This is a genomic window from Exiguobacterium sp. RIT341 (assembly GCF_000632205.1).
GTDB lineage: Bacteria > Bacillota > Bacilli > Exiguobacteriales > Exiguobacteriaceae > Exiguobacterium_A.
This window is the reverse complement of the sequence record NZ_JFYW01000011.1, coordinates 1-20,562: the sequence shown is the minus strand read 5'-3', so window position 1 is coordinate 20,562 and position 20,562 is coordinate 1. Positions and strand designations below refer to the sequence as shown.

Annotated in this window: 19 protein-coding genes, 2 rRNA genes and 1 riboswitch; all 21 genes read right to left on the bottom strand. The window is 50.0% G+C overall.

Annotated features, from left to right (window positions below; translation table 11 throughout):
* Positions 1-8: 8 nt before the first annotated feature.
* Entirely contained in the window at positions 9-2,234 is a 2,226-nt protein-coding gene (gene pcrA, locus BW42_RS13755; protein WP_035412308.1) for a DNA helicase PcrA, read from the bottom strand.
* A gap of 45 nt (positions 2,235-2,279) precedes the next feature.
* Positions 2,280-2,975 carry a heptaprenylglyceryl phosphate synthase gene (locus BW42_RS13750; RefSeq protein ID WP_023467081.1) on the bottom strand — a complete coding sequence of 232 codons (696 nt, stop codon included), beginning with the start codon at positions 2,973-2,975 and terminating at the stop codon, positions 2,280-2,282.
* A gap of 62 nt (positions 2,976-3,037) precedes the next feature.
* Positions 3,038-3,262: a hypothetical protein gene (locus tag BW42_RS13745; protein WP_035398958.1), complete on the bottom strand. Its 225-nt coding sequence runs from the start codon at positions 3,260-3,262 to the stop codon at positions 3,038-3,040.
* Between the two features lie 12 nt (positions 3,263-3,274).
* Positions 3,275-4,654, bottom strand: a complete 1,380-nt coding sequence (locus tag BW42_RS13740) for a TrkH family potassium uptake protein (protein WP_035412305.1) — start codon at positions 4,652-4,654, stop codon at positions 3,275-3,277.
* Positions 4,655-4,691: 37 nt separating this feature from the next.
* Positions 4,692-5,006, bottom strand: coding sequence for a YerC/YecD family TrpR-related protein (locus tag BW42_RS13735; protein ID WP_023467078.1), 315 nt, complete (start codon positions 5,004-5,006; stop codon positions 4,692-4,694).
* A gap of 68 nt (positions 5,007-5,074) precedes the next feature.
* Positions 5,075-6,814 carry an adenine deaminase C-terminal domain-containing protein gene (locus BW42_RS13730; protein WP_035412301.1) on the bottom strand — a complete coding sequence of 580 codons (1,740 nt, stop codon included), beginning with the start codon at positions 6,812-6,814 and terminating at the stop codon, positions 5,075-5,077.
* Between the two features lie 211 nt (positions 6,815-7,025).
* The gene (gene purD / locus BW42_RS13725; RefSeq protein WP_035412298.1) at positions 7,026-8,288 is read right to left on the bottom strand and encodes a phosphoribosylamine--glycine ligase; all 1,263 of its coding nucleotides are present in this window, start codon (positions 8,286-8,288) and stop codon (positions 7,026-7,028) included.
* A 15-nt stretch (positions 8,289-8,303) separates the two neighbouring features.
* Positions 8,304-9,824, bottom strand: a complete 1,521-nt coding sequence (purH, locus tag BW42_RS13720; protein ID WP_035412295.1) for a bifunctional phosphoribosylaminoimidazolecarboxamide formyltransferase/IMP cyclohydrolase — start codon at positions 9,822-9,824, stop codon at positions 8,304-8,306.
* Positions 9,821-10,396 carry a phosphoribosylglycinamide formyltransferase gene (gene purN, locus BW42_RS13715; protein ID WP_035412293.1) on the bottom strand — a complete coding sequence of 192 codons (576 nt, stop codon included), beginning with the start codon at positions 10,394-10,396 and terminating at the stop codon, positions 9,821-9,823. Before purN ends, purH begins: the two co-directional genes overlap by 4 nt.
* Complete coding sequence (gene purM, locus BW42_RS13710; RefSeq protein ID WP_035412289.1) at positions 10,393-11,427, bottom strand: phosphoribosylformylglycinamidine cyclo-ligase; 1,035 nt, start codon at positions 11,425-11,427, stop codon at positions 10,393-10,395. Before purM ends, purN begins: the two co-directional genes overlap by 4 nt.
* 16 nt (positions 11,428-11,443) lie before the next feature.
* On the bottom strand, positions 11,444-12,853 hold the full coding sequence (gene purF, locus BW42_RS13705) for an amidophosphoribosyltransferase (protein ID WP_035412745.1): 1,410 nt from the start codon (positions 12,851-12,853) through the stop codon (positions 11,444-11,446).
* Entirely contained in the window at positions 12,829-15,048 is a 2,220-nt protein-coding gene (gene purL, locus BW42_RS13700; RefSeq protein WP_035412286.1) for a phosphoribosylformylglycinamidine synthase subunit PurL, read from the bottom strand. The genes purF and purL overlap by 25 nt, the downstream gene beginning before the upstream one ends.
* Positions 15,029-15,712, bottom strand: a complete 684-nt coding sequence (gene purQ, locus BW42_RS13695) for a phosphoribosylformylglycinamidine synthase subunit PurQ (protein ID WP_035412283.1) — start codon at positions 15,710-15,712, stop codon at positions 15,029-15,031. The genes purL and purQ overlap by 20 nt, the downstream gene beginning before the upstream one ends.
* On the bottom strand, positions 15,709-15,957 hold the full coding sequence (purS, locus tag BW42_RS13690; protein ID WP_023467069.1) for a phosphoribosylformylglycinamidine synthase subunit PurS: 249 nt from the start codon (positions 15,955-15,957) through the stop codon (positions 15,709-15,711). The genes purQ and purS overlap by 4 nt, the downstream gene beginning before the upstream one ends.
* Positions 15,954-16,661, bottom strand: a complete 708-nt coding sequence (purC, locus tag BW42_RS13685) for a phosphoribosylaminoimidazolesuccinocarboxamide synthase (protein WP_035412280.1) — start codon at positions 16,659-16,661, stop codon at positions 15,954-15,956. Before purC ends, purS begins: the two co-directional genes overlap by 4 nt.
* Before the next feature lie 59 nt (positions 16,662-16,720).
* Positions 16,721-18,016 carry an adenylosuccinate lyase gene (gene purB, locus BW42_RS13680; protein ID WP_035412277.1) on the bottom strand — a complete coding sequence of 432 codons (1,296 nt, stop codon included), beginning with the start codon at positions 18,014-18,016 and terminating at the stop codon, positions 16,721-16,723.
* The gene (gene purK, locus BW42_RS13675; protein WP_035412274.1) at positions 18,013-19,116 is read right to left on the bottom strand and encodes a 5-(carboxyamino)imidazole ribonucleotide synthase; all 1,104 of its coding nucleotides are present in this window, start codon (positions 19,114-19,116) and stop codon (positions 18,013-18,015) included. The genes purB and purK overlap by 4 nt, the downstream gene beginning before the upstream one ends.
* Positions 19,113-19,604: a 5-(carboxyamino)imidazole ribonucleotide mutase gene (purE, locus tag BW42_RS13670; RefSeq protein WP_035412271.1), complete on the bottom strand. Its 492-nt coding sequence runs from the start codon at positions 19,602-19,604 to the stop codon at positions 19,113-19,115. The genes purK and purE overlap by 4 nt, the downstream gene beginning before the upstream one ends.
* 89 nt (positions 19,605-19,693) lie before the next feature.
* Positions 19,694-19,795, bottom strand: a riboswitch (purine riboswitch).
* A gap of 208 nt (positions 19,796-20,003) precedes the next feature.
* Complete coding sequence (locus BW42_RS13665) at positions 20,004-20,201, bottom strand: NETI motif-containing protein (protein WP_023467064.1); 198 nt, start codon at positions 20,199-20,201, stop codon at positions 20,004-20,006.
* Between the two features lie 99 nt (positions 20,202-20,300).
* A 5S ribosomal RNA gene (gene rrf, locus BW42_RS13660) occupies positions 20,301-20,416 on the bottom strand.
* 47 nt (positions 20,417-20,463) lie between these two features.
* A 23S ribosomal RNA gene (locus BW42_RS13655) occupies positions 20,464-20,562 on the bottom strand; the annotation flags it as partial.

The following is a 20,562-nucleotide window of genomic DNA, read 5'->3' as shown; positions in this document are numbered from 1 at the left end:
ACCTCCCGTCATACCTTTTTAATCGGTGCGAATTTTGCGAGCAATCGTTTAATTCCGACTGCTGGGAATGCGATATCGATTTCAAGATTATCTCCTTCACCCCGAGTCTGGACGACTGTACCGAGTCCCCATTTCCCATGCTCTGCCTTATCTCCGACCGACCAACCGAGCGTTTCCGCACCTGACGTCTTCATTGCTGTCGGTTTACTGATTGAACGACCGATGACCGCTTTGCCTTGTGGGACAGGGCGATCTTCCCATGGGAGTGGCTTCGCTTTTTTACCGGTCCGCTCGATGACGACTTCCGGCAGCTCCGCTAGGAACCTTGATTCTTGGTTTGCGTTCGTTCGTCCGTACAGGGAGCGCATCCGCGCATGTGACAAGTAAAGACGTTTCTCAGCACGTGTGATCCCGACATACGCGAGGCGACGTTCTTCTTCCATCTCGTCTTCATCTTGAAGCGAACGGCTATGCGGGAACAAACCTTCCTCCATCCCAATCAAGAAAACGACTGGAAACTCGAGTCCTTTTGCCGAGTGGAGTGTCATCAACGTGACTTGTTCTTCCGGATCCGTCTCGTCGAGTGAATCGACATCGGCGACGAGTGTCAAGTCAGTCAAGAAGGCGATGATCGTCCGGTCTTCCGGATCGGCTTTTGCCGTCTCCTTCTCAAAGTTCTGTGCAACGGTGATAAACTCGTTGATGTTCTCAAGACGACTCTGTGCTTCAAGCGTCTTATCTTCCTTCAGCACTTGACGATAGCCCGATTTCTCAAGCACTTCTTCAACCAGTTCTGAAAGACTGATGAATTCTTGCATTTGACTGAGTCCGAGAATCATCGTCCGGAAATCCGTCAATTTCGCTGCCGTTTTTGGTGCGATACTCGACAATTCGATATCGCGAATCGCTTCCATCAGTGACACGCCTTGTAAATCGGCGAAATCACGCAGCTTATCAATTGTCGTCGCGCCGATACCGCGTTTTGGTTCATTGACGATTCGCGCGAAGGACAGGTCTTCGTCCGGATTCGAAATTAAACGGAGATAAGCGAGCACGTCTTTGATCTCTTTACGATCGTAGAACTTCGTGCCGCCAATCATTTTGTACGGAACGTTCGATTTGAGAAGTGTTTCCTCGATCGCACGCGATTGTGCGTTCGTCCGGTATAAAATCGCGATATCACTCAGTTTCATCCCGTAGCGAAGTGAATTCCGAATTTCCTGGACGATATAAAATGCTTCTTCCCGCTCGTTCTCTGCCGTATGAACGATCAGCTTCTCGCCTTCGTCGTTATCCGTCCAAAGTTTCTTATCTTTACGTGTTGAGTTGTTTTGGATGACATGGTTGGCCGCTTCCAAAATTCGTTTCGAGGAACGGTAGTTTTGCTCGAGTAGAATGACGGCTGCATTCGGATAATCCTCTTCGAACGAGAGGATGTTCGCAATGTCAGCACCACGCCAGCGGTAAATCGACTGATCCGAGTCCCCAACGACACAGAGATTCTGATGTCCCGAAGCTAACAGATTGACGAGATCATACTGAGCTTTGTTCGTATCTTGATACTCATCAACATGAATGTAGCGAAACTTCTTCTGATAGTACGCAAGGACATCCGGACTCTTCTTGAATAACTCTGTCGTTTTTCCGATTAGATCATCAAAGTCGAGCGCGTTGTTCCGGCGTAGGACCGCTTCGTATCCTTTATAGATTTCAGCAACGGTCTTCTCATACGGACTCGTCACGATCGAGGCGTAGAATTCAGCACTGCGTAATTCATTTTTCTGTGACGAGATGATCGTCAGCATCGATCGCGGATCCCATTTTTTAGGGTCCAAGTTTTGTTCCTTTAAGACGAGCTTGATCGCCGATTGCTGATCACTTGAATCAAGGATCGTGAAGTTGCGATCGTATCCAAGCTGATCGATGTCGCGACGTAACATCCGGACACACATCGAGTGGAAGGTCGAGACCCAAATATCGTTTGCGACACCACCGACCAAACGACCAATCCGGTCCCGCATTTCCCGCGCTGCCTTGTTCGTGAACGTAATCGCAAGGATGTTCCACGGCGCGACTTGTTTAGCCGCCATCAAATAAGCGACCCGGTGTGTCAGGACGCGTGTCTTCCCGGAACCGGCTCCTGCCATGATCAGCAGTGGACCTTCCGTATGCTTGACTGCTCTTGCTTGCTCAGGGTTTAGTCCACTGACGAGCTGTTCACTCAAATTAAACATATCAATAGCCTCATTTCTTATATTCCGAACTTTTGTTCCTATATTTTATCGTGTCGCTGCGACGGTCGCAAGCGCTGCTTTTAAATCCTCATAAATGACGTTCCCAACGACGATCGTATCCGCATACTGCAACATCTCACGCGCCCGCTCCTCGGAGTCGATGCCGCCGCCGTAAAACAGGCGTGCCTGCTTCAACACATCGCGAACGGCTGCTACTCGTTCCGGTTCCCCGTAAACGCCACTGTATTCGAGATAGACGACCGGTAAGCGGAAGACGCTATCCGCAAGTTGTGCGTAAGCGACGGTTTCATCCAACGTTAACGGCTTTGCTTGTGTCACACGCGCGACCTTCGCATCAGGATTCAGGACGATATACCCTTCCCCGACAAGATCAGCGTGCGCCAGCATATGACCGACTTGTTCTAATGCCTCGACCTGTTTTTCGACGACATACTCTAATGTTCCCGCATTCAGGACCGTCGGCGTCAAATACGTATCGAATCCCATCGTTGCGGCTTCGAGTTCTGAAATCTCAAGTGCCACCGCGACTGGATATCGTCGCAAACGCATTAAGAGATCAAGCGTTGCATCGAGTGTGATGTCATCTGTTCCACCGACAAGAATCGCATCCGTTCCGGACGTCGCAATCGCCTGTAGGCTAGCATCATCAATTGGTTTTGCTGGATCTAGTTTAAAGACATGTCGCCATTCATTAAAAGGTAATAACACGGTTCGTCCCATCCTCTCTTTCTCATTCCACATTCAGTATAAAACAAAAAACCATCTCGCGCAGAGCGAGATGGTCAGACGTGTGTCCGTCGTTTCGTCAACAGTGACGCCAGTAACAACGCAAAGACGGCATATACCGGCACGAATGCCCACGGTTCTGCCAAAAAGAAGCCGAGTACCGGAACGTCCAGTAACGGTGAATCTGGCGAACAGAGCGCTCGCCCATTGACGAGCGCCAAAAACGGTAAGACAGGCACAGCAAAGATATACGCGAAGTTGATCCAAAAGGCACGTTTCATACAAGAGCCTCCTTATCCGATAATGACGGATTCCTTCGGATAGTTGTAGTTACGTTTCGGTTGGTTCGCTTTCAACAGAAGAACGAACGAGATGACACCGATTCGACCAATGAACATCAGCACAGACAACGTCCATTTTCCGATATCCGATAATTGATCCGTGATGCCGAGTGATAGACCGGTCGTACCGAACGCTGAACACGCTTCAAAGAACAGCACCAGGAACGGCGCGTCCTCAACGATCAACAAGACGATCAATCCAACCATCGTCACGCCAGTCGAGACGACGATGACGACAAAGGCTTTCCAAATATCCGATTGACCAATCTCACGACCGAAGATTTTGATACCATATTCCCCTCGTATGAAGGCGATGACACTCAAGACAGCGACGGCGAACGTCGTCGTTCGAATCCCCCCACCAACGGAAGACGGTGACGCTCCGATGAACATTAAGAGCGACAAGACAAAAATCGAGGCTTGTGAGAAGGACGTGATATCGATCGTCGTCAATCCACCGTTACGAGTCGTAACGGATTGGAACAAGGCGTCGACGAGCTTCTCATCGATTGGTAAGCTTTTAAAGGATTGGTTCCATTCGAATAGTAGTAGTGCTACCATTCCAAAGAGAACGAGAATGAAGAACGTCGACGCCGTCAATTTCGTGAACAGTGAAAAATGATACGGTTGACGTGTCGCCTGACGTGTTGCCCGGTACGAAATATAACGCCGGACTTCAACGAGTACCGGAAAACCGATCGCGCCGAGCGTCAAAAGCAGAATTTGCATGAAGACGACGAACAAATCCCCGCGAAACGGCAGTAACGATTCTCCCGTGATATCAAAACCGGCGTTCGTTGTCGCACTGACCGATCCGAACAACCCTTGAAGCATCGCTTCTCCGAGCGTCGGAAAATACTTTGTGTAGTACAGCCCGAGAATCAATGCTCCGATCAACTCAATCGAGACGATGATCAAGATGACTTCCCGAATGTATTTGACGACACCTTGCATCGTCGTCTGGTTTTGATCTCGGACGACAAGTTGACGTTCCCGAAAGCCAATTCGTTTTCCGAGGATGACCCACATCGCGATATGAAGCGACATCAAGCCGATCCCGCTGACTTGTACTAAAATCATGATCATGAAGTACCCGAACGTCGTAAAGGTATCCGAAACCGAGACCGTCGTCAGACCGGTGACACTAACACAACTGACCGCCATGAAGACCAGGTCCGTGAAGTCCCAGTCGTAATTTCCTTTCGTCGACCACGGTAAGCCGAGCAGAATGATCCCAATGATGACAGCAACGAAGTAGATGATGACGAGCGACTGGATAGGCGTCAGCTTTCGAATGAAATGTTGAATTCTTTGTTGTAACGCAAAATCCATATCGGTGCGCCCCCCTTCATAGAAGTAGCGGATAACATTAGTTATCCGCTACTTCTTGCTCGATAAGACCTAAACGGGCGAGTGCTAAGTCATAACCACCAGAACCGTAGTTCAAGCAACGTTTGACACGCGAGATCGTTGCTGTTGAAGCACCGGTCGCCTTTTCGATTTTGTGATACGTATTGCCTTCACGTAATTGACGTGCGACTTCCAGACGTTGGGCAAGCGCCTGGATTTCGTTGACGGTCGCTAAGTCTTCGAACAACGTATAACAATCTTCTAATGAATCCATCTTCATGATGGCTGTAAATAACTGATCTAATTCTTTTCCACGCAATTTATCGAGTTGCATCTTGTGACTCCCTTTCCCATTCAATTGCTCTTTAATAGTTTAAAGCGCGACGTTTTAAAATTCAAGCGTCATCGCAAAATCGCCGGGAAAAGGACTTTTTTCCGAAGGACTTCGTAAATACCTTGTGGTGTGATTCGCACATATGGTAGATGTGTCGATGCTAAGAATAGCAACGTATAGACCGGATCTTCAAAGGCATATCCACGGGCAAATAATGCCTCCCGTAAAGCGGTTTCTTGAACGATCAAATCCTCGAGTGGTAAGTCGGACGTCTGCCCCATTAAGGTCAATGGAACTTCAGCGATGACTTCTCCGTCTTCGACGAGAACGATTCCACCGCCAAATGTTTTCATCCGCTCAAACGCGACTTGCATATCTCGTTTTGATTTACCGATCATCAAAATATCACTACTAATCGAGTACGAACTGACGAGACCTCCGACTTGTGTCGCAAAGTTCTTCAAGACGGTATTCAAACGCCACTTCCCTTCGCGGTCCAGTAGCATCAGGAAGGATTCATCGCAACCTGCTGGTAGCATAGGTACACTCGTGTCATGCTCGACTTGATAGAGCTTCATGATGACGGAATTGACCATTTCAAGACCAACCGGCATGCTGAATGAAAAATCCTGCTCCGTTAAGGAAATCTGGACTTCTGATCGTGGCATAAGGGCATAAGCAGCATCAAGCGCTTCTGCTGGGTAACATGGAATGTCGGCTTGACGGACCCATATGCCGCGCGCAAGTACAGCGACAGGTGTCGGAGCATCTTTTGCCTCAAGGAAATTGAGATGTGCAATCCGTCCTGGCGCGATACTTCCGAGTAGATGATCGAGATTAAAATGACGTGCTGCATTGTATGACGCAATCCGGTATGCTTCTTCGACCGGAATGCCTGCCTCGAGCATCAGTCGGATCGTCTCATCCATCATACCCGCTTTATAAAAGGACGGTGTCGAACCATCTGTTGTCACTAGTACCTTATCGAACTGCGTCAATCCCGCTTCGACAAGCCCCTTAAAGATATCCGGTAGATCCGGACGAATCGATGAATAACGAATCGTCGTCGTATAACCAAGTTCAAGACGTGTCATCGCTTCTTCGACCGTCATTGCCTCGTGATCACTCGTCACACCATACAGCGCCATCTTTGTCAGCGTCTTCGCTGAAGCACCAGGAAAATGACCTTCGATTGGTTTTCCAAGTTTGATCGCATCCTGCATCCAGTGGAGCAGTTCATCGTCCCCTTGCGAGAGACGTGGCCATCCCGTCAACTCACCCGCTTGGATGACTTGTGGATGTTTAAGCCATGCTTGAATCCGGCGATTATCGATCGAGATACTATCGGCATCAAGCTCGGTCTGCGCGTCGAGTCGTGCCCACCAGTACATCGAGGTCGGTAGGTCCGCTAGCGCCTCGACTTGAGCAAACGCTTGCTCCGTCGGCTCTAATAATAACAACATGTTGTCGTTGACGAGGGTCGATGTTCCTCGCTCTGCTGCGAATTTTGCAAGACTCGCTGGATTATAAAGTTGAAACGGATGGGCATGAGGTTCAATGTAACCGGGTACGATATATTGACCTGTCGCATCATGGTAGGCATCGGCTTGTTCCGGCATCTCTGGACCGACATAGACGATCCGGTCGCCACTGATCCAGATGTTCGCCGTCCGCCATGCTTTGACGCCATGATTTAGGTAAGTGGCATTCTGTATGACAAGTGTCGGTGCAAGCTTTCCGCTGATGACCGCTTGGTGTGTTCGTACTTCAGATTTCGTCCAAGGGGATCTTCCACAATTTTTTTTCACGAAAGCTCGACCTCCTTTATTTTATTGAAAACGCTTTCTTATAGTTCTTATACTAAAATGTTGCTAAGTAAGTTTCAAGAAGTTTTGCCCCGTTCCGGATTCATTTGGTCAAAATAACACAAATTCGCCATGGAAGACAAATCTTTTCGTGCACTTCGCCAAGAAATAAAAAAACCAGACGAGACTCTGTCGAGTGCGTCCGGTTCAACTATCATGATTCATGTGAGGCACGAAAGGCTTTTTGAGCGATATCAGTTCGGTAAAAGAATGGCTGATCCGTTACGTCTGGTAAGTTCGCATAGACCTGTTCGACAGCTTGCTCGATCGTCTCTGCACGACTGACACAGACGAGGACACGTCCACCGGCTGAGACAAGTTGACCGGATTGTTCTGCTGTTCCGGCATGAAAAACGAGAAGGTCATCCCCGATCTGATCGAGTGGAATCATTTGTCCCGTTTTTGGCGCTTCTGGATATCCTTCTGCAGCGACGACGACACCGACAGCTGCTTGGTCCGTCCAAACGACTTCTGGTGTCTGTCCGTCCATCAGTGGTCTGATGACATCAAGTAACGGTGTCTCTAAGCGTGGGAGAATGACTTCCGTTTCCGGATCACCGAACCGAGCATTGAACTCGATGACGAACGGTCCTTGTTTCGTCAACATCAGACCGGCATAGAGGAAGCCAGTGAACGGTATTCCTTCGCTTGCCATCTGATCGACGAGCGGCTGTATGATGCGATCAACAGCTTCTGTCGTCAACGCTGCTTCGTCCCACTGAGGTAACGGTGAATACGCGCCCATTCCTCCTGTGTTCGGACCTAAGTCACCGTCAAATGCCCGTTTATGATCTTGCGACAACACCATCGGAATGACCGTCTCCTCGTGGACGAACGCCATCAACGAACATTCTTCCCCGACCAAACACTCTTCGATGACGACGCGGCTTTGCTGCCCGTATTCCCCGGCAAACGTATCGTGGATCGCTGCAAGTGCCTGGTCCACAGTTTCTGCGACCGTGACCCCTTTTCCGGCAGCGAGGCCGTCGGCTTTGATGACAATCGGTGCACCCGCTTTGCGAACATACGCTTCTGCCTCTGCTGCTGAAGTAAAGACGGCGTGAGCAGCGGTCGGAATACCGGCACGCGCCATCAATTCTTTCGCGAACTGCTTACTTCCCTCGATTGCCGCAGCTTCCCGTGTCGGTCCGAAAACCTGCAGTCCCGCTGCCTGAAAGGCGTTAACGACCCCGAGAACGAGTGGTCCTTCTGGTCCGACGATCGTCCAATCAATCTGTTCGTCTTGTGCGAACGCCACGAGTTCATCGATGGCATTTTCGGCGATCGGAACACATGTAGCTTGTGTCATCCCGGCATTCCCAGGCGCAGCATACACTGTCTCGATCCGTTCATCCTGTGCCAGCTTCCAGACGAGCGCGTGTTCACGCCCTCCTTTACCAATCACCAATATCTTCATTCAAATCGCCTCCGCTTAGTGTTTGAAATGTCGAACGTTCGTAAAGACCATCGTGATGCCGTGTTGGTTACACGCATCGATCGACTCTTGATCGCGAATCGAGCCGCCTGGTTGAATGATAGCTGTAATGCCAGCTGCTGCTGCCGCTTCGACCGTATCGCCCATTGGGAAGAAGGCATCGGAAGCAAGGGACGCGCCGATCGCTTTTTCTCCAGCTTGCGTGATTGCAATGTTCGCTGAACCAACACGGTTCATCTGTCCTGCACCGACACCGACGGTTACTTCGTCTTTTGCGAGAACGATCGCATTCGACTTGACGTGTTTGACAGCGCGCCATGCGAGTTTCAAGTCTTCCCATTCCGCTGCTGTCGGTTTGCGGTCTGTCACGACACGTGCTGCTGCATCATCTAATGTCTCATCGTCACTGTCTTGGACGAGCATACCGCCTGCAACTGCTGTATAGCGGATCGCTTGGACACGTTTGACGTCGAGTTCAAGCAGACGAATGTTCTTTTTCGCTGACAATAATGCGAAGGCTTCTTCCGTGAAGGACGGGGCAATGATGATCTCAAGGAAGATACCGCTTAGTTGTTCTGCTGTCTCTAAGTCGACTTCACGGTTCAAGGCGACGATGCCTCCGAAAATCGAAACCGGATCGGCTGCATGCGCGCGACGGAATGCCTCTCCGATCGTTGGACCGACGGCAACACCACACGGGTTCATGTGTTTGACGACGACGGCTGCTGCTTCGCGGAACTCGTCGAGAATTTCGAGTGCAGCGTTCGCATCTTGGATGTTGTTATACGACAACTCTTTACCATGCAACTGTTTCGCTGAAGCGAGGGAAGCCCCACGGTAAATTGGTGTTTTATAAAAGGCTGCTTCTTGGTGTGGATTTTCTCCGTAACGGAGATCCTGGACTTTCTCAAGCGTGATCGTCAACTGGTCCGGGAACTTCTCGCCTGTTTGCGTCAAGAAATAATCCGCGATCAACGCATCGTACGCCGCTGTATGACGGAAGGCTTTCGCTGCAAGACGTTGGCGTGTCTCAAACGTTGTTCCACCTTCACGAACCTCAGCAACGACTGTTTCGTAATCAGCTGGATCGACGACGACCGTCACAGCCGCGTGGTTCTTCGCTGCAGATCGCAACATGCTTGGACCACCGATATCGATGTTCTCAATCGCATCCGCATACGCAACGTCTTCTTGTAAAACTGTTTGCTTGAACGGATACAGATTGACGACGACGAAATCAATCGGTTGGATCTGTTGCGCAGCCATCTGTTCGCGATGGGATTCAAGATCACGACGACCAAGTAGTCCACCGTGGACCATCGGATGAAGTGTCTTGACACGTCCATCGAGCATCTCTGGGAATTGTGTGACTTCACTGATACCAATGACCGGAAGCCCAGCTTCCTCTAATGCTTGATGTGTTCCGCCTGTCGAGACAAGCTCGATACCTGCTTCGTGAAACGCTCGTCCTAGTTCGACGATCCCTGTTTTATCCGACACACTAATTAACGCTCTCATACGTTTGCCTCCTCTTTCATCCACTCTTCGATGACTTGCGGATACAGTCTATGTTCGACACGCTGAATCGCTTGTTGCAACGTTTCACGCGTCATCTCTTCTGTAATCCGAACGGCTTCTTGAGCCATGATGGGTCCTGTGTCCATTCCTTCATCGACTATATGAATTGTAACACCTGTGATTTTAACTCCGCCACGAAACGCTTGTCCGATCGCATCTTTTCCCGGGAACGCCGGAAGCAGCGACGGATGAATGTTGACGATTCGCCCTGCGTATCGTCCGAGCAACTCTTCCCCGATCAAACGCATGTAACCGGCAAGGATGATCCGTTCAACACCTTTTGCTTCAAGACGAGCGATGATCTCCCGCTCAAAGCTCGGTTTATCCGGATAGTCCTTTGCCCGAAAGACGAAGACGTCACATCCACGTCGTTTTGCTCGCTCGATGACTGTTGCGTCCGGTTGGTCGCAGACGATTAGTTCGATCGAGGCATGTAACGTCCCTGCCTCGATTGCTTCAAAAAGTGCTTCGACATTACTACCGCTTCCTGATGCAAAACAGGCGATCTTCATGCGTCGACCCCTTGAATCCGGACACCTTCTTGATCGGTCACGTGACCAATCACGTACGCCGTCTCATTTTCACGAGCGAGGCGTGCTGTTACTTCCGCGACATCTTCCGGTTTGACGATCAACATGAAACCAATCCCCATGTTGAAGACATTATACATGTCATGTCGTGGCAGATCACCTGCTTGCTCGAGCCAGTCGAAGACCGGTAACGTCGGCCACTTTTTCGGATCAAACGATGCACCAAGACCCTCTGGCAAGACGCGTGGTACGTTTTCGTAGAAACCGCCACCTGTAATATGGACCATCGCTTGAATCTTTTCCGTCTCAAGGGCAGCTTTGACCGCTTCGACGTAGATACGTGTCGGCATGAGAAGCGCATTACCAAGCGTATGACCGAGCATCATGACTTCATCTTCGTAGCTAAGACCACTCTCGGCGACAATTTTACGGACAAGTGAAAAGCCGTTCGAATGGACACCGGACGAAGCAAGACCGAGAATGACATCGCCTGCTGCGACCTTGTCACCGGTAATCAATTTTTGCTTCTCAACGGCACCGACGGCAAAACCAGCGATGTCGTATTCGCCATCCGCATACATCCCTGGCATTTCTGCCGTCTCACCACCAATCAACGTACAGCCCGCTTGGACACATCCTTCAGCAACACCGGCGACGATCCGTTCGATCTTCGCTGGAATCGCCTGACCGAGCGCGATGTAGTCGAGGAAATAAAGCGGTTCTGCACCTTGGACGATGATATCGTTCACACACATCGCAACACAGTCGATCCCGATCGTATCGTGTTGTTCGAGTGCGAAGGCAAGCTTGAGTTTCGTACCGACCCCGTCTGTCCCACTGACGAGGACCGGTTCTTTCAACTGCAATTGGCTGAGGTCGAACATCGCACCAAAGCTACCGAGTCCCGTTAATACTTCTTTGCGCATCGAACGGGCGACGTGTTTTTTCATTCGAGTGACGGACTCATATCCTGCCGTCAGACTCACACCTGCTGCTTCGTAATGTTTGCTCATGTTCTTCCCCCATCTATCAAAGTTTAGCTTCTAACTCGAGCGAACCGAGCGGTGTCGGATACTCTCCTGTGAAGCAAGCGGTACATTGTCCTTTTAATGGTCCTTCAAACGGGCGGTCGATTGCATCGACCATCCCCGGTACAGTTAGGAATTCAAGTGAATCAGCACCGATTTCTTGACGGATTTCTTCCGGCATCAACCGGGCAGAGATCAACTCGTCTTTTGACGATGTATCAATCCCGTAATAACATGGATTCGTAATCGGTGGTGCCGTGATGCGGACATGAACTTCCGTTGCACCGGCTTCACGTAATAAACCGACGATGCGGCGACTCGTCGTTCCCCGGACGATCGAATCATCGACCATGATGACACGCTTCCCTTGTACGACACCGCGTAACGCAGACAACTTCATTTTGACCCCACGTTCCCGTAACTCCTGTGACGGCTGGATGAACGTCCGTCCGACATAACGATTCTTGATCAATCCCATTTCATACGGAATACCACTCGCTTCCGCGTAACCGATCGCTGCCGAGATACTGGAATCCGGTACCCCTGTAACGACGTCTGCTTCGACCGGTGCTTCTTCATACATCTTTTTCCCGAGTGCTTTCCGAGCCGTATGAACGTTGACGCCATCAATGATTGAATCCGGACGTGAGAAGTAGATGTATTCCATCGAACACATCGCTCGTTCGCGTGGTTCCATGTATTGACGAGACGACATGCCGTGTTTTGTGATCGTCACGAGCTCCCCCGGCTCGATATCACGAATGAACTCTGCACCAACGATATCAAAGGCACATGTCTCTGACGCAAATACGATGCCGCCGTCCGGTGTCTTCCCGAGTGACAGTGGACGCAGTCCGTGTGGATCAACCGCCACGAATAACGTATCTTCCGTTAAAAAGAGGAAGGCAAATGCCCCGACAAGACGCGCGAGACTGTCGGCAATCCGGTCTTCAAGTGTGTCGAGCTTACTGCGTTTGACGAGATGGGCGACGACTTCTGTGTCGCTCGTCGTCTGAAAGATTGCACCTTCTGCTTCGAGTAGATGCTTCAGTGAATCCGCGTTGACGAGGTTCCCGTTGTGTGCGAGAGCGAGATCTCCCGTCCGCGACTTGAAATGCAGCGGTTGGGTATTCTCAAGCGTGTTTCCACCTGCTGTCGAATACCGAACATGTCCGATCGCATGATGTCCTTTAAGATTCGTCAGTATCTCTTCCGAAAAGACTTCCGTCACCAGTCCTTGCCCGCGGTGCGGGAAGAGGTCGTCGCCGTCACTCGTGACGATGCCTGCCCCTTCCTGTCCCCGGTGTTGCAAACTATGCAAGCCGTAGTAAGCGAGTTGCGCTGCATTCGGTTGTCCGAAGATCCCGAAGACGCCACACTCCTCATTTAGTCCTTTGATGTCATATAACACGCGATTGCTCCTTCCCAGTCTCCCTGTAAGGTCGAACGGTCTGCTTCGATTCGTGTGTCTGCCGTCTCGATGACAAGAAGCTCATCGTTCGTGACGACACCGATCGCTTGAGCACCGGTCCGTTGTTCGAATGCTGCAACGTGCGTTTGTGGCACAGTGACGACGAAACGTGATTGCGATTCACTGAACAGATGTAACGTTGGTCCATCAAACTGAACCGTCAACCCAAAGTTCGTTCCAAACGTCATCTCAGCGAGGGCGATTGCGAGACCACCTTCTGAAACATCATGCATCGCATTGACTTCACCTGCTTGTACTGCTTGTTGTAACAATTGTAAGCGTGCGTATTCGATCGCTAAATCAATTTGTGGTGCGCGACCGAATGATTTACCGAATTGCATATATTGAAGCTCACTACCACCAAACTCGGCTGTTGTTTCGCCTAACAGATAAATCTGGTCACCTGCTTGTTTGACGTGTTGTGTCGTAATCCATTCTGTCTGCTCGTGTAATCCAACCATTCCAACGACCGGTGTCGGGTGAACCGCTTGACCAGCTGACTCATTGTAGAGCGAGACGTTTCCACCGATGACCGGTGTCTCAAGGACACGACATGCTTCCGCCATACCAGCTGTTGCTTGCTGCAACTGCCAGAAGCCTTCTGGTTTATCCGGATTTCCGAAGTTCAGACAATCCGTGATGGCAAGTGGTGTCGCCCCACTCGCGACAATATTACGAGCTGCTTCTGCAACGGCGATCTGTCCACCGACATATGGATCCAAGTAGACGAAGCGACTGTTACAGTCGGTCGTCATGGCGAGTGCCTTGTTCGTACCACGGACACGGATGACGGCTGCATCTGATCCCGGTGCGACGACCGTCGATGTCTGGACCATATGATCGTACTGATCGTAGACCCAGCGTTTTGAAGCGATCGTCGGCTGACGGAGTAGTGCTCGCCATGTCTCAACAACGTCCTCGACGACTGGAAGTGTCTCTTCCATCGCTTGAAATTCTTCATAATACGCAGGAATGCGAGATGGTTTTTCATAGACTGGTGCTTCTTCCGCTAACGCGTCAACCGGAACTTCCGCCACGATATCCCCATGATGGATCAACCGTAAGACTTTCTCTTCAATGACTTCTCCGACGTGAACGGCATGGAGTCCCCATTTGCTGACGATTGCTTCAATCTCTGCTTCGCGCCCCCGTTTAACGACGAGTAACATTCGCTCTTGTGATTCTGAGAGCATCATTTCGTAGGCTGTCATCCCTGTCTCCCGTTGCGGGACGTCATCGAGGTGCATCTCGATGCCCATGCCTGCTTTTGAAGCCATCTCTGCTGAAGAAGATGTTAGTCCAGCAGCGCCCATATCCTGCATCCCGACCAGTGCTGGATGACCAACGATCTCAAGACAAGCTTCAATCAATAGCTTCTCCATGAACGGATCGCCGACTTGAACAGCCGGTCGTTTTGCTTCCGTATCTTCTCCGAGATCTTCCGAGGCAAACGTCGCACCATGAATACCATCGCGTCCAGTCGCTGCACCGACATACATGACTGAGTTCCCGACACCTTTTGCCTGACCTTTTTGAATATCGGCATGGTTGATCAAACCGATACACATCGCATTGACGAGTGGATTTCCTTCATACGAGCGATCAAATCCGATTTCGCCACCGATCGTTGGGATACCGACACAGTTGCCATAACCCGCGATCCCTGCAACAACTTGTTCGAACAGTTGATTAACACGCGGTGTACCGAGATGACCGAAACGAAGCGAGTTCATGAGCGCAACTGGGCGTGCGCCCATCGAGAAGATGTCACGAATGATACCGCCGACGCCTGTTGCAGCGCCTTGATACGGTTCAACAGCGGATGGATGGTTGTGGCTTTCAATCTTAAAGACGACAGCCTGCTCATCACCGATATCAACGACTCCTGCTCCTTCACCCGGTCCCTGTAAGACACGTGGTCCAGTCGTCGGGAATTGACGAAGGACGGGTTTAGATGTCTTGTATGAACAATGCTCAGACCACATGACCGAGAATAGTCCTGTTTCTGTGTAGTTCGGTTGGCGTCCGAGTAAATCGACGACCATCTGGTATTCCGCATCACTTAAGCCCATCGTGGCATAAACGCGTTGCTCTTGAATCAATTCTGGTGTTGGTTCAGACTGTTGTTTTAGCATGGTGTGCCCCCTGTTTGACGAGTGAAGTAAAGAGTTTCAATCCATCTGTTCCGCCAGTCAATAGCTCGACTGCTCGTTCTGGGTGTGGCATCATCCCAAGAACATTGCCAGCTTTATTCGTGATCCCGGCGATATCGCCGCGCGAACCGTTCGGATTATCGACATATGTGAAGGCGATTTGCCCGTTCGTTTGGAGCATCGCGTAAGTCGCATCGTCGCAGTAGTAGTTTCCTTCGCCATGTGCGATTGGAATCGAGATCGTCTCGCCTGGCAGATAATCTGATGTAAACCGCGTCTTCGTGTTTTCAACCTTCAGTTCGACCGTCCGACACATGAACTTCAAACCGTTATTTCGATGCAAGACACCTGGTAAGAGTCCCGCTTCGACAAGAATCTGGAATCCGTTACAGACACCAAGGACGGTTTTTCCTTCTGTTGCAAAACGTTTGACCTCTTCCATAATCGGTGAGAAGCGTGCGATTGCCCCGCAACGAAGGTAATCTCCGTAGGAAAATCCTCCTGGTAACAGGACGCCGTCATAACCCTCAAGTGAGGTTTCGGTATGGAAGACGTATTCGGCTTCTTCTCCGAGCGCATCCTTAACCGCATGGTACATATCTAAATCACAGTTCGATCCCGGAAAGACGATGACCGCGAACTTCATGCTGGCGTCACCTCTTCGATCGTAATCTGATAATCTTCCATCACCGTGTTAACGAGTAGTTTTTGACACATCTCATGAATCATCGCTTCTGTCGTTTCCGTTTCAACGAGCAGTTCAATCTGTTTTCCGATTCGAACACTCTCGACACCCGTAAAACCAAGCTGTTGCAATCCGCCTTTTACAGCAACTCCTTGTGGATCTAAAATGCTTTCCCGTAATGCGATCGATACGATGACTTTTTTCATTGTGTGTTTCCCCCTAGGCGATTGAATAGTGTTTGGTATGTCTCTGTCAGTGAACCAATGTTGCGTCGAAAAACATCTTTATCGAGATGTTCTCCAGTTTCCTGATCCCAAAGGCGGCATGTATCAGGTGAAATCTCATCAGCCAGTAGAATCGTTCCATCTGCCGTCTTGCCGTATTCCAATTTAAAATCAATCAACGTGATTCCGTTTTGACGGAAGTAAGGGTGCAAGACTTCATTCACGCGAAGTGCTTTGTCCGACAGCTCTTCTAGCTCCTCAGAAGTCGCAATCTTCAGTAAATTGATGTGTGATGAGGTGACGAGTGGATCGCCTAACGTATCATCTTTATAGTAGAACTCAACGATTGGTGTTTCGAGCACCGTACCTTCTTCGATACCGAGCCGTTTACTCAAGCTTCCTGCGACGACGTTCCGGACGACGACTTCGAGTGGAATGATAGTGACACGACGTACGAGCTGTTCGCGCTCCGAGACACGCTCAATGAAATGTGTCGGAATGCCCGCTTGTTCGAGGATTTCAAAGAAATGACTCGTCAATCGGTTGTTCAATTCGCCTTTTCCAGCAAATACTTCTTTTTTCTCGCCGTTGAATGCCGTGGCCTCGTCTTTATAGACGATCCGGAGCACATCCTGCTCCTGCGTCGTGTACAATCGTTTTGCTTTTCCTTCATAAAGTGGTTGCATCGCTTTCGTCCCCCATGATCCTAAGATGTAGACGGGGCAAGTGCCCCGTCTCAGGTTGATTAGTTCAAGCCACACCGTTCAAAAATTTCATCGACACGACTCGTATGGTACGTCGGATCGAAACACGCATCAAGCTCTTCTTCTGTGAACAGCTGTTGAATGTCCTGTTCTTGCCACAATAAGTCACGGAACATGATTTGCTCTTCCCACGCCTGCATCGCACGCGGTTGAACGAAATCATACGCTGCTTCACGCGACCAGCCTTTTTCGATTAAAGCGAGTAAGACATGTCCAGAGAAGATGACCCCAAACGTCCGGTCCATGTTCCGCTTCATGTTGTCCGGGAAGACCGTCAAGTTCTTCACGATGTTTCCGAAACGGTTCAACATGTAGTTGAGCAGTCCTGTTGCGTCCGGAAGAATGATGCGTTCTGCCGAAGAGTGCGAGATATCCCGTTCGTGCCAGAGTGAGACGTTCTCGTACGCCGTCACCATGTGTCCACGGATGACTCGGGCAAGACCTGTCATGTTCTCAGAGCCGATCGGATTCCGCTTGTGCGGCATCGCCGATGATCCTTTTTGACCTTTAGCGAAGAATTCTTCGACTTCACGCGTTTCCGTCTTTTGTAGACCGCGGATCTCCGTTGCCATCTTTTCAATCGATGTCGCGATCAGAGCAAGCGTCGACATATAGTGTGCATGACGATCGCGTTGTAACGTCTGTGTGGAAACTGGAGCTGGTTTTGTTCCTAACTTTTCGCAGACGTATTTTTCAATGAACGGATCGATATTCGCGAATGTTCCGACGGCTCCTGACATCTTGCCGTATTCGACCGTCTCACGTGCTGCTTCGAAACGGGCTTTGTTTCGTTTCATCTCTTCGTACCAAAGCGCTAGTTTCAGACCGAACGTCGTCGGTTCTGCATGTACGCCATGCGTTCGTCCCATCATGACCGTATATTTATGTTCGTTCGCTTTGACTTTTAAGATGTCGATGAATCGATCGAGATCCGCAGCAAGAATGTCATTTGCTTGCTTCAACAGATATGAGAGTGCTGTATCGACGACGTCCGTTGACGTTAGTCCGTAATGGACCCACTTGCGTTCTTCTCCGAGTGTTTCAGAGACAGCACGCGTAAAGGCGATGACATCATGACGTGTCTCTTGTTCGATTTCAAGGATGCGGTTGACATCAAAAGAGGCATTGTCCCAAAGTAATTGAACGTCCTCTTTCGGGATGACTCCTAGTTCACTCCATGCTTCACACGCAAGAATCTCTACTTTTAACCAAGCCTCGAATTTGTTTTGTTCGGTCCAGATCGCTTTCATCTCAGGACGTGTATACCGTTCGATCATTGAACTGTCTCCTTCCATATCGACAGGCGTTCGACTTCTGCCAAAGCATCGTCGACCGTGTCCGCAAGGATGTTTAAATGTCCCATCTTGCGACCTGTCTTGGCTTCTGCTTTTCCATATAAGTGAACTTTCGTCCGAGCGTTCAGTCTCGGCAGTTGCTCGTATAATGCTGTGACGTGCTGACCCAGGATGTTCGCCATGACGACCGGTGTCGTCAGACGGGTATCACCGAGTGGAAGACCACTGATGGCACGGATATGTTGCTCGAATTGGGATGTTTCGCAAGCATCGATTGAATAGTGACCCGAATTGTGTGGTCGAGGTGCTAGTTCATTGACGATCAATCTAGAACCTACGACGAACAACTCGATGGCGAGTGTACCGATCAACCCGACAGCATCCGCGATCGATTCAGCGAGCGCAATTGCTTCTTGTTCGAGCGATTCCGAAATGCGAGCCGGTACGATCGATAGATGCAAGATATTTTCCCGATGAATGTTCTCACTGACCGGGAAAACACGAGTCTCTGTTGCGCTTCGAGTGACGATGACGGAAATTTCCTGATCAAACGGTAACCATTGCTCCGCGACATACTCAGTCGGTTCGAATCGTTCGATTGCCGCTTGGAACTGTTCTTCCGTCCGAATGACGGTCTGTCCTTTTCCGTCGTAGCCGAATCGTGCTGTCTTCAAGACGAATGGTAACCCGAGTCGTTGCTTCGCTTCCTCTAAGTCAGCAGGATCTGTCACCGGATAGTATGGAGCGACGGAATGCCCGATGCGTTCGATCATCTCTTTTTCGCGTACCCTGTGTTGCGTTTGAAAAAGAAGATCCGTTCCGTGAATCAGTTTTGTTCCGATCGCTTCAGCGACTTCTGTCGAGATGTTCTCGAATTCGTAGGTGACGACATCTGATTTAGCTGCGAGTTGTTTCGCTGCCTCGACATCCGTGAAAGCAGCTTGGATATGTTGGTCCGCCACTTGCGCACACGGTGCGTTGTCCGTTGGATCAAGTGTCAGAATCTCAAAGCCCATCTCACGGGCGGACAGTGCCATCATTCGACCGAGTTGACCTCCACCTAATATTCCGATTCGCTTCATAGTAGGTTCCCTCCAGATGCAATGACGTCCCCTTCGAGTTCAACACGCATATGATCGAGCTTACGGGCAACTCGTTCATCTTGAATCGACAGAATTTGAGCGGCTAGCAATCCAGCGTTTTTTGCGCCTGCTTCTCCAATCGCGACTGTTGCGACCGGTACACCACCTGGCATTTGAACAATCGAGAGCAAGGAATCAATTCCTTGGAGCGCTTTACTCTTCACAGGAACACCGACGACGGGTAATGTCGTTTTAGCGGCGACCATGCCTGGTAGATGAGCGGCACCGCCTGCACCGGCAATAATGACCTTCAGTCCTCGTTCACGTGCTGATTCAGCATAACGAAACATCAGATCCGGTGTCCGGTGTGCGGAGACGACTTTTTTTTCATACGGAATCTCAAGTTGCTCCAACACATCGCATGTATGTTTCATCGTTTCCCAATCCGATTGACTTCCCATGATGACGCCGACTTCTACATTTCCCATCGCTGTTTCCTCCTTTGTGCATAAAAAAAGCCCAAACCACGGCTAAAAGGGTGGCTTAGGGTATAAAAAGGTACGCCAAAGAAATATCGACGAACATCCATATACCCCATAGTCCAACGATTTAGGGTCGTTGGGTAGAAACTTGCAAGCCATATCCCTGCTATTATACGAGGTGTTTATATTCAATCATCCTGTCACGACTTCATCTTAACAAGTCCATCCCAAGGCGTCAACCAAAGGCGAACAATTTAATTGTCTGAAAATTTATCGTTCGGTTTTAAAAGCGGTTTTTCTGATTTCATCGATTGTCCATTCGGAGTTTATTTTCTTGAAAGGCATCACATGGAATCAAGAACGAAAAGAGCATCCTCCACATGAATCGGAGGATGCTCTAGGCAGTTATTCATTCTCTTTCACTTTACAATCGAAGACGATTTGTTGACGAATTGGATACGGTTCGCCATTAGCGTCTAATCCAAAGATCGGTTCTTCTCGTCGGACCGTCGGGCGGTATCCCATGGCATCGATACGATCCAAACAAGCACCAATCGTCTCGTTCTCTTCGACGGCTACGCGTAGTTTCGTTTTTTTCGCCATATCCCTGTTCAGTCCCTTCATTAAAATGGATACATGTCTTTCTACAAAAAGACACAAAAAAGCGGCGGCCCTTGAGCGTATGCTCCAGAACCACCGTTTGCCTGGCAACGTCCTATCCTCACAGGGGGAAGCCCCCAACTACTTTCGGCGTTCAAGTGCTTAACTTCCGTGTTCGGCATGGGAACGGGTGTGACCACTTGGCTATCGTCACCAGACGACGGGCTCGCGCCCTCAAAACTGAAGTCATCAACAAAGCATCTGCTAGAACAAGGCCTCGACCGATTAGTATCACTCAGCTCCACATGTCGCCATGCTTCCACCCGTGACCTATCTACCTCATCGTCTCTGAGGGGTCTTTCTT

What these genes read in the sequence shown, in the direction of transcription:
- pcrA (WP_035412308.1), bottom strand. Translation starts at nt 2,234, where the DNA reads ATGTTTAATTTGAGTGAACAGCTCGTCAGTGGACTAAACCCTGAGCAA.
- BW42_RS13750 (WP_023467081.1), bottom strand. Translation starts at nt 2,975, where the DNA reads ATGGGACGAACCGTGTTATTACCTTTTAATGAATGGCGACATGTCTTT.
- BW42_RS13745 (WP_035398958.1), bottom strand. Translation starts at nt 3,262, where the DNA reads ATGAAACGTGCCTTTTGGATCAACTTCGCGTATATCTTTGCTGTGCCT.
- BW42_RS13740 (WP_035412305.1), bottom strand. Translation starts at nt 4,654, where the DNA reads ATGGATTTTGCGTTACAACAAAGAATTCAACATTTCATTCGAAAGCTG.
- BW42_RS13735 (WP_023467078.1), bottom strand. Translation starts at nt 5,006, where the DNA reads ATGCAACTCGATAAATTGCGTGGAAAAGAATTAGATCAGTTATTTACA.
- purD (WP_035412298.1), bottom strand. Translation starts at nt 8,288, where the DNA reads ATGAAGATATTGGTGATTGGTAAAGGAGGGCGTGAACACGCGCTCGTC.
- purH (WP_035412295.1), bottom strand. Translation starts at nt 9,824, where the DNA reads ATGAGAGCGTTAATTAGTGTGTCGGATAAAACAGGGATCGTCGAACTA.
- purN (WP_035412293.1), bottom strand. Translation starts at nt 10,396, where the DNA reads ATGAAGATCGCCTGTTTTGCATCAGGAAGCGGTAGTAATGTCGAAGCA.
- purM (WP_035412289.1), bottom strand. Translation starts at nt 11,427, where the DNA reads ATGAGCAAACATTACGAAGCAGCAGGTGTGAGTCTGACGGCAGGATAT.
- purL (WP_035412286.1), bottom strand. Translation starts at nt 15,048, where the DNA reads ATGCTAAAACAACAGTCTGAACCAACACCAGAATTGATTCAAGAGCAA.
- purQ (WP_035412283.1), bottom strand. Translation starts at nt 15,712, where the DNA reads ATGAAGTTCGCGGTCATCGTCTTTCCGGGATCGAACTGTGATTTAGAT.
- purS (WP_023467069.1), bottom strand. Translation starts at nt 15,957, where the DNA reads ATGAAAAAAGTCATCGTATCGATCGCATTACGGGAAAGCATTTTAGAT.
- purC (WP_035412280.1), bottom strand. Translation starts at nt 16,661, where the DNA reads ATGCAACCACTTTATGAAGGAAAAGCAAAACGATTGTACACGACGCAG.
- purB (WP_035412277.1), bottom strand. Translation starts at nt 18,016, where the DNA reads ATGATCGAACGGTATACACGTCCTGAGATGAAAGCGATCTGGACCGAA.
- purK (WP_035412274.1), bottom strand. Translation starts at nt 19,116, where the DNA reads ATGAAGCGAATCGGAATATTAGGTGGAGGTCAACTCGGTCGAATGATG.
- purE (WP_035412271.1), bottom strand. Translation starts at nt 19,604, where the DNA reads ATGGGAAATGTAGAAGTCGGCGTCATCATGGGAAGTCAATCGGATTGG.
- BW42_RS13665 (WP_023467064.1), bottom strand. Translation starts at nt 20,201, where the DNA reads ATGGCGAAAAAAACGAAACTACGCGTAGCCGTCGAAGAGAACGAGACG.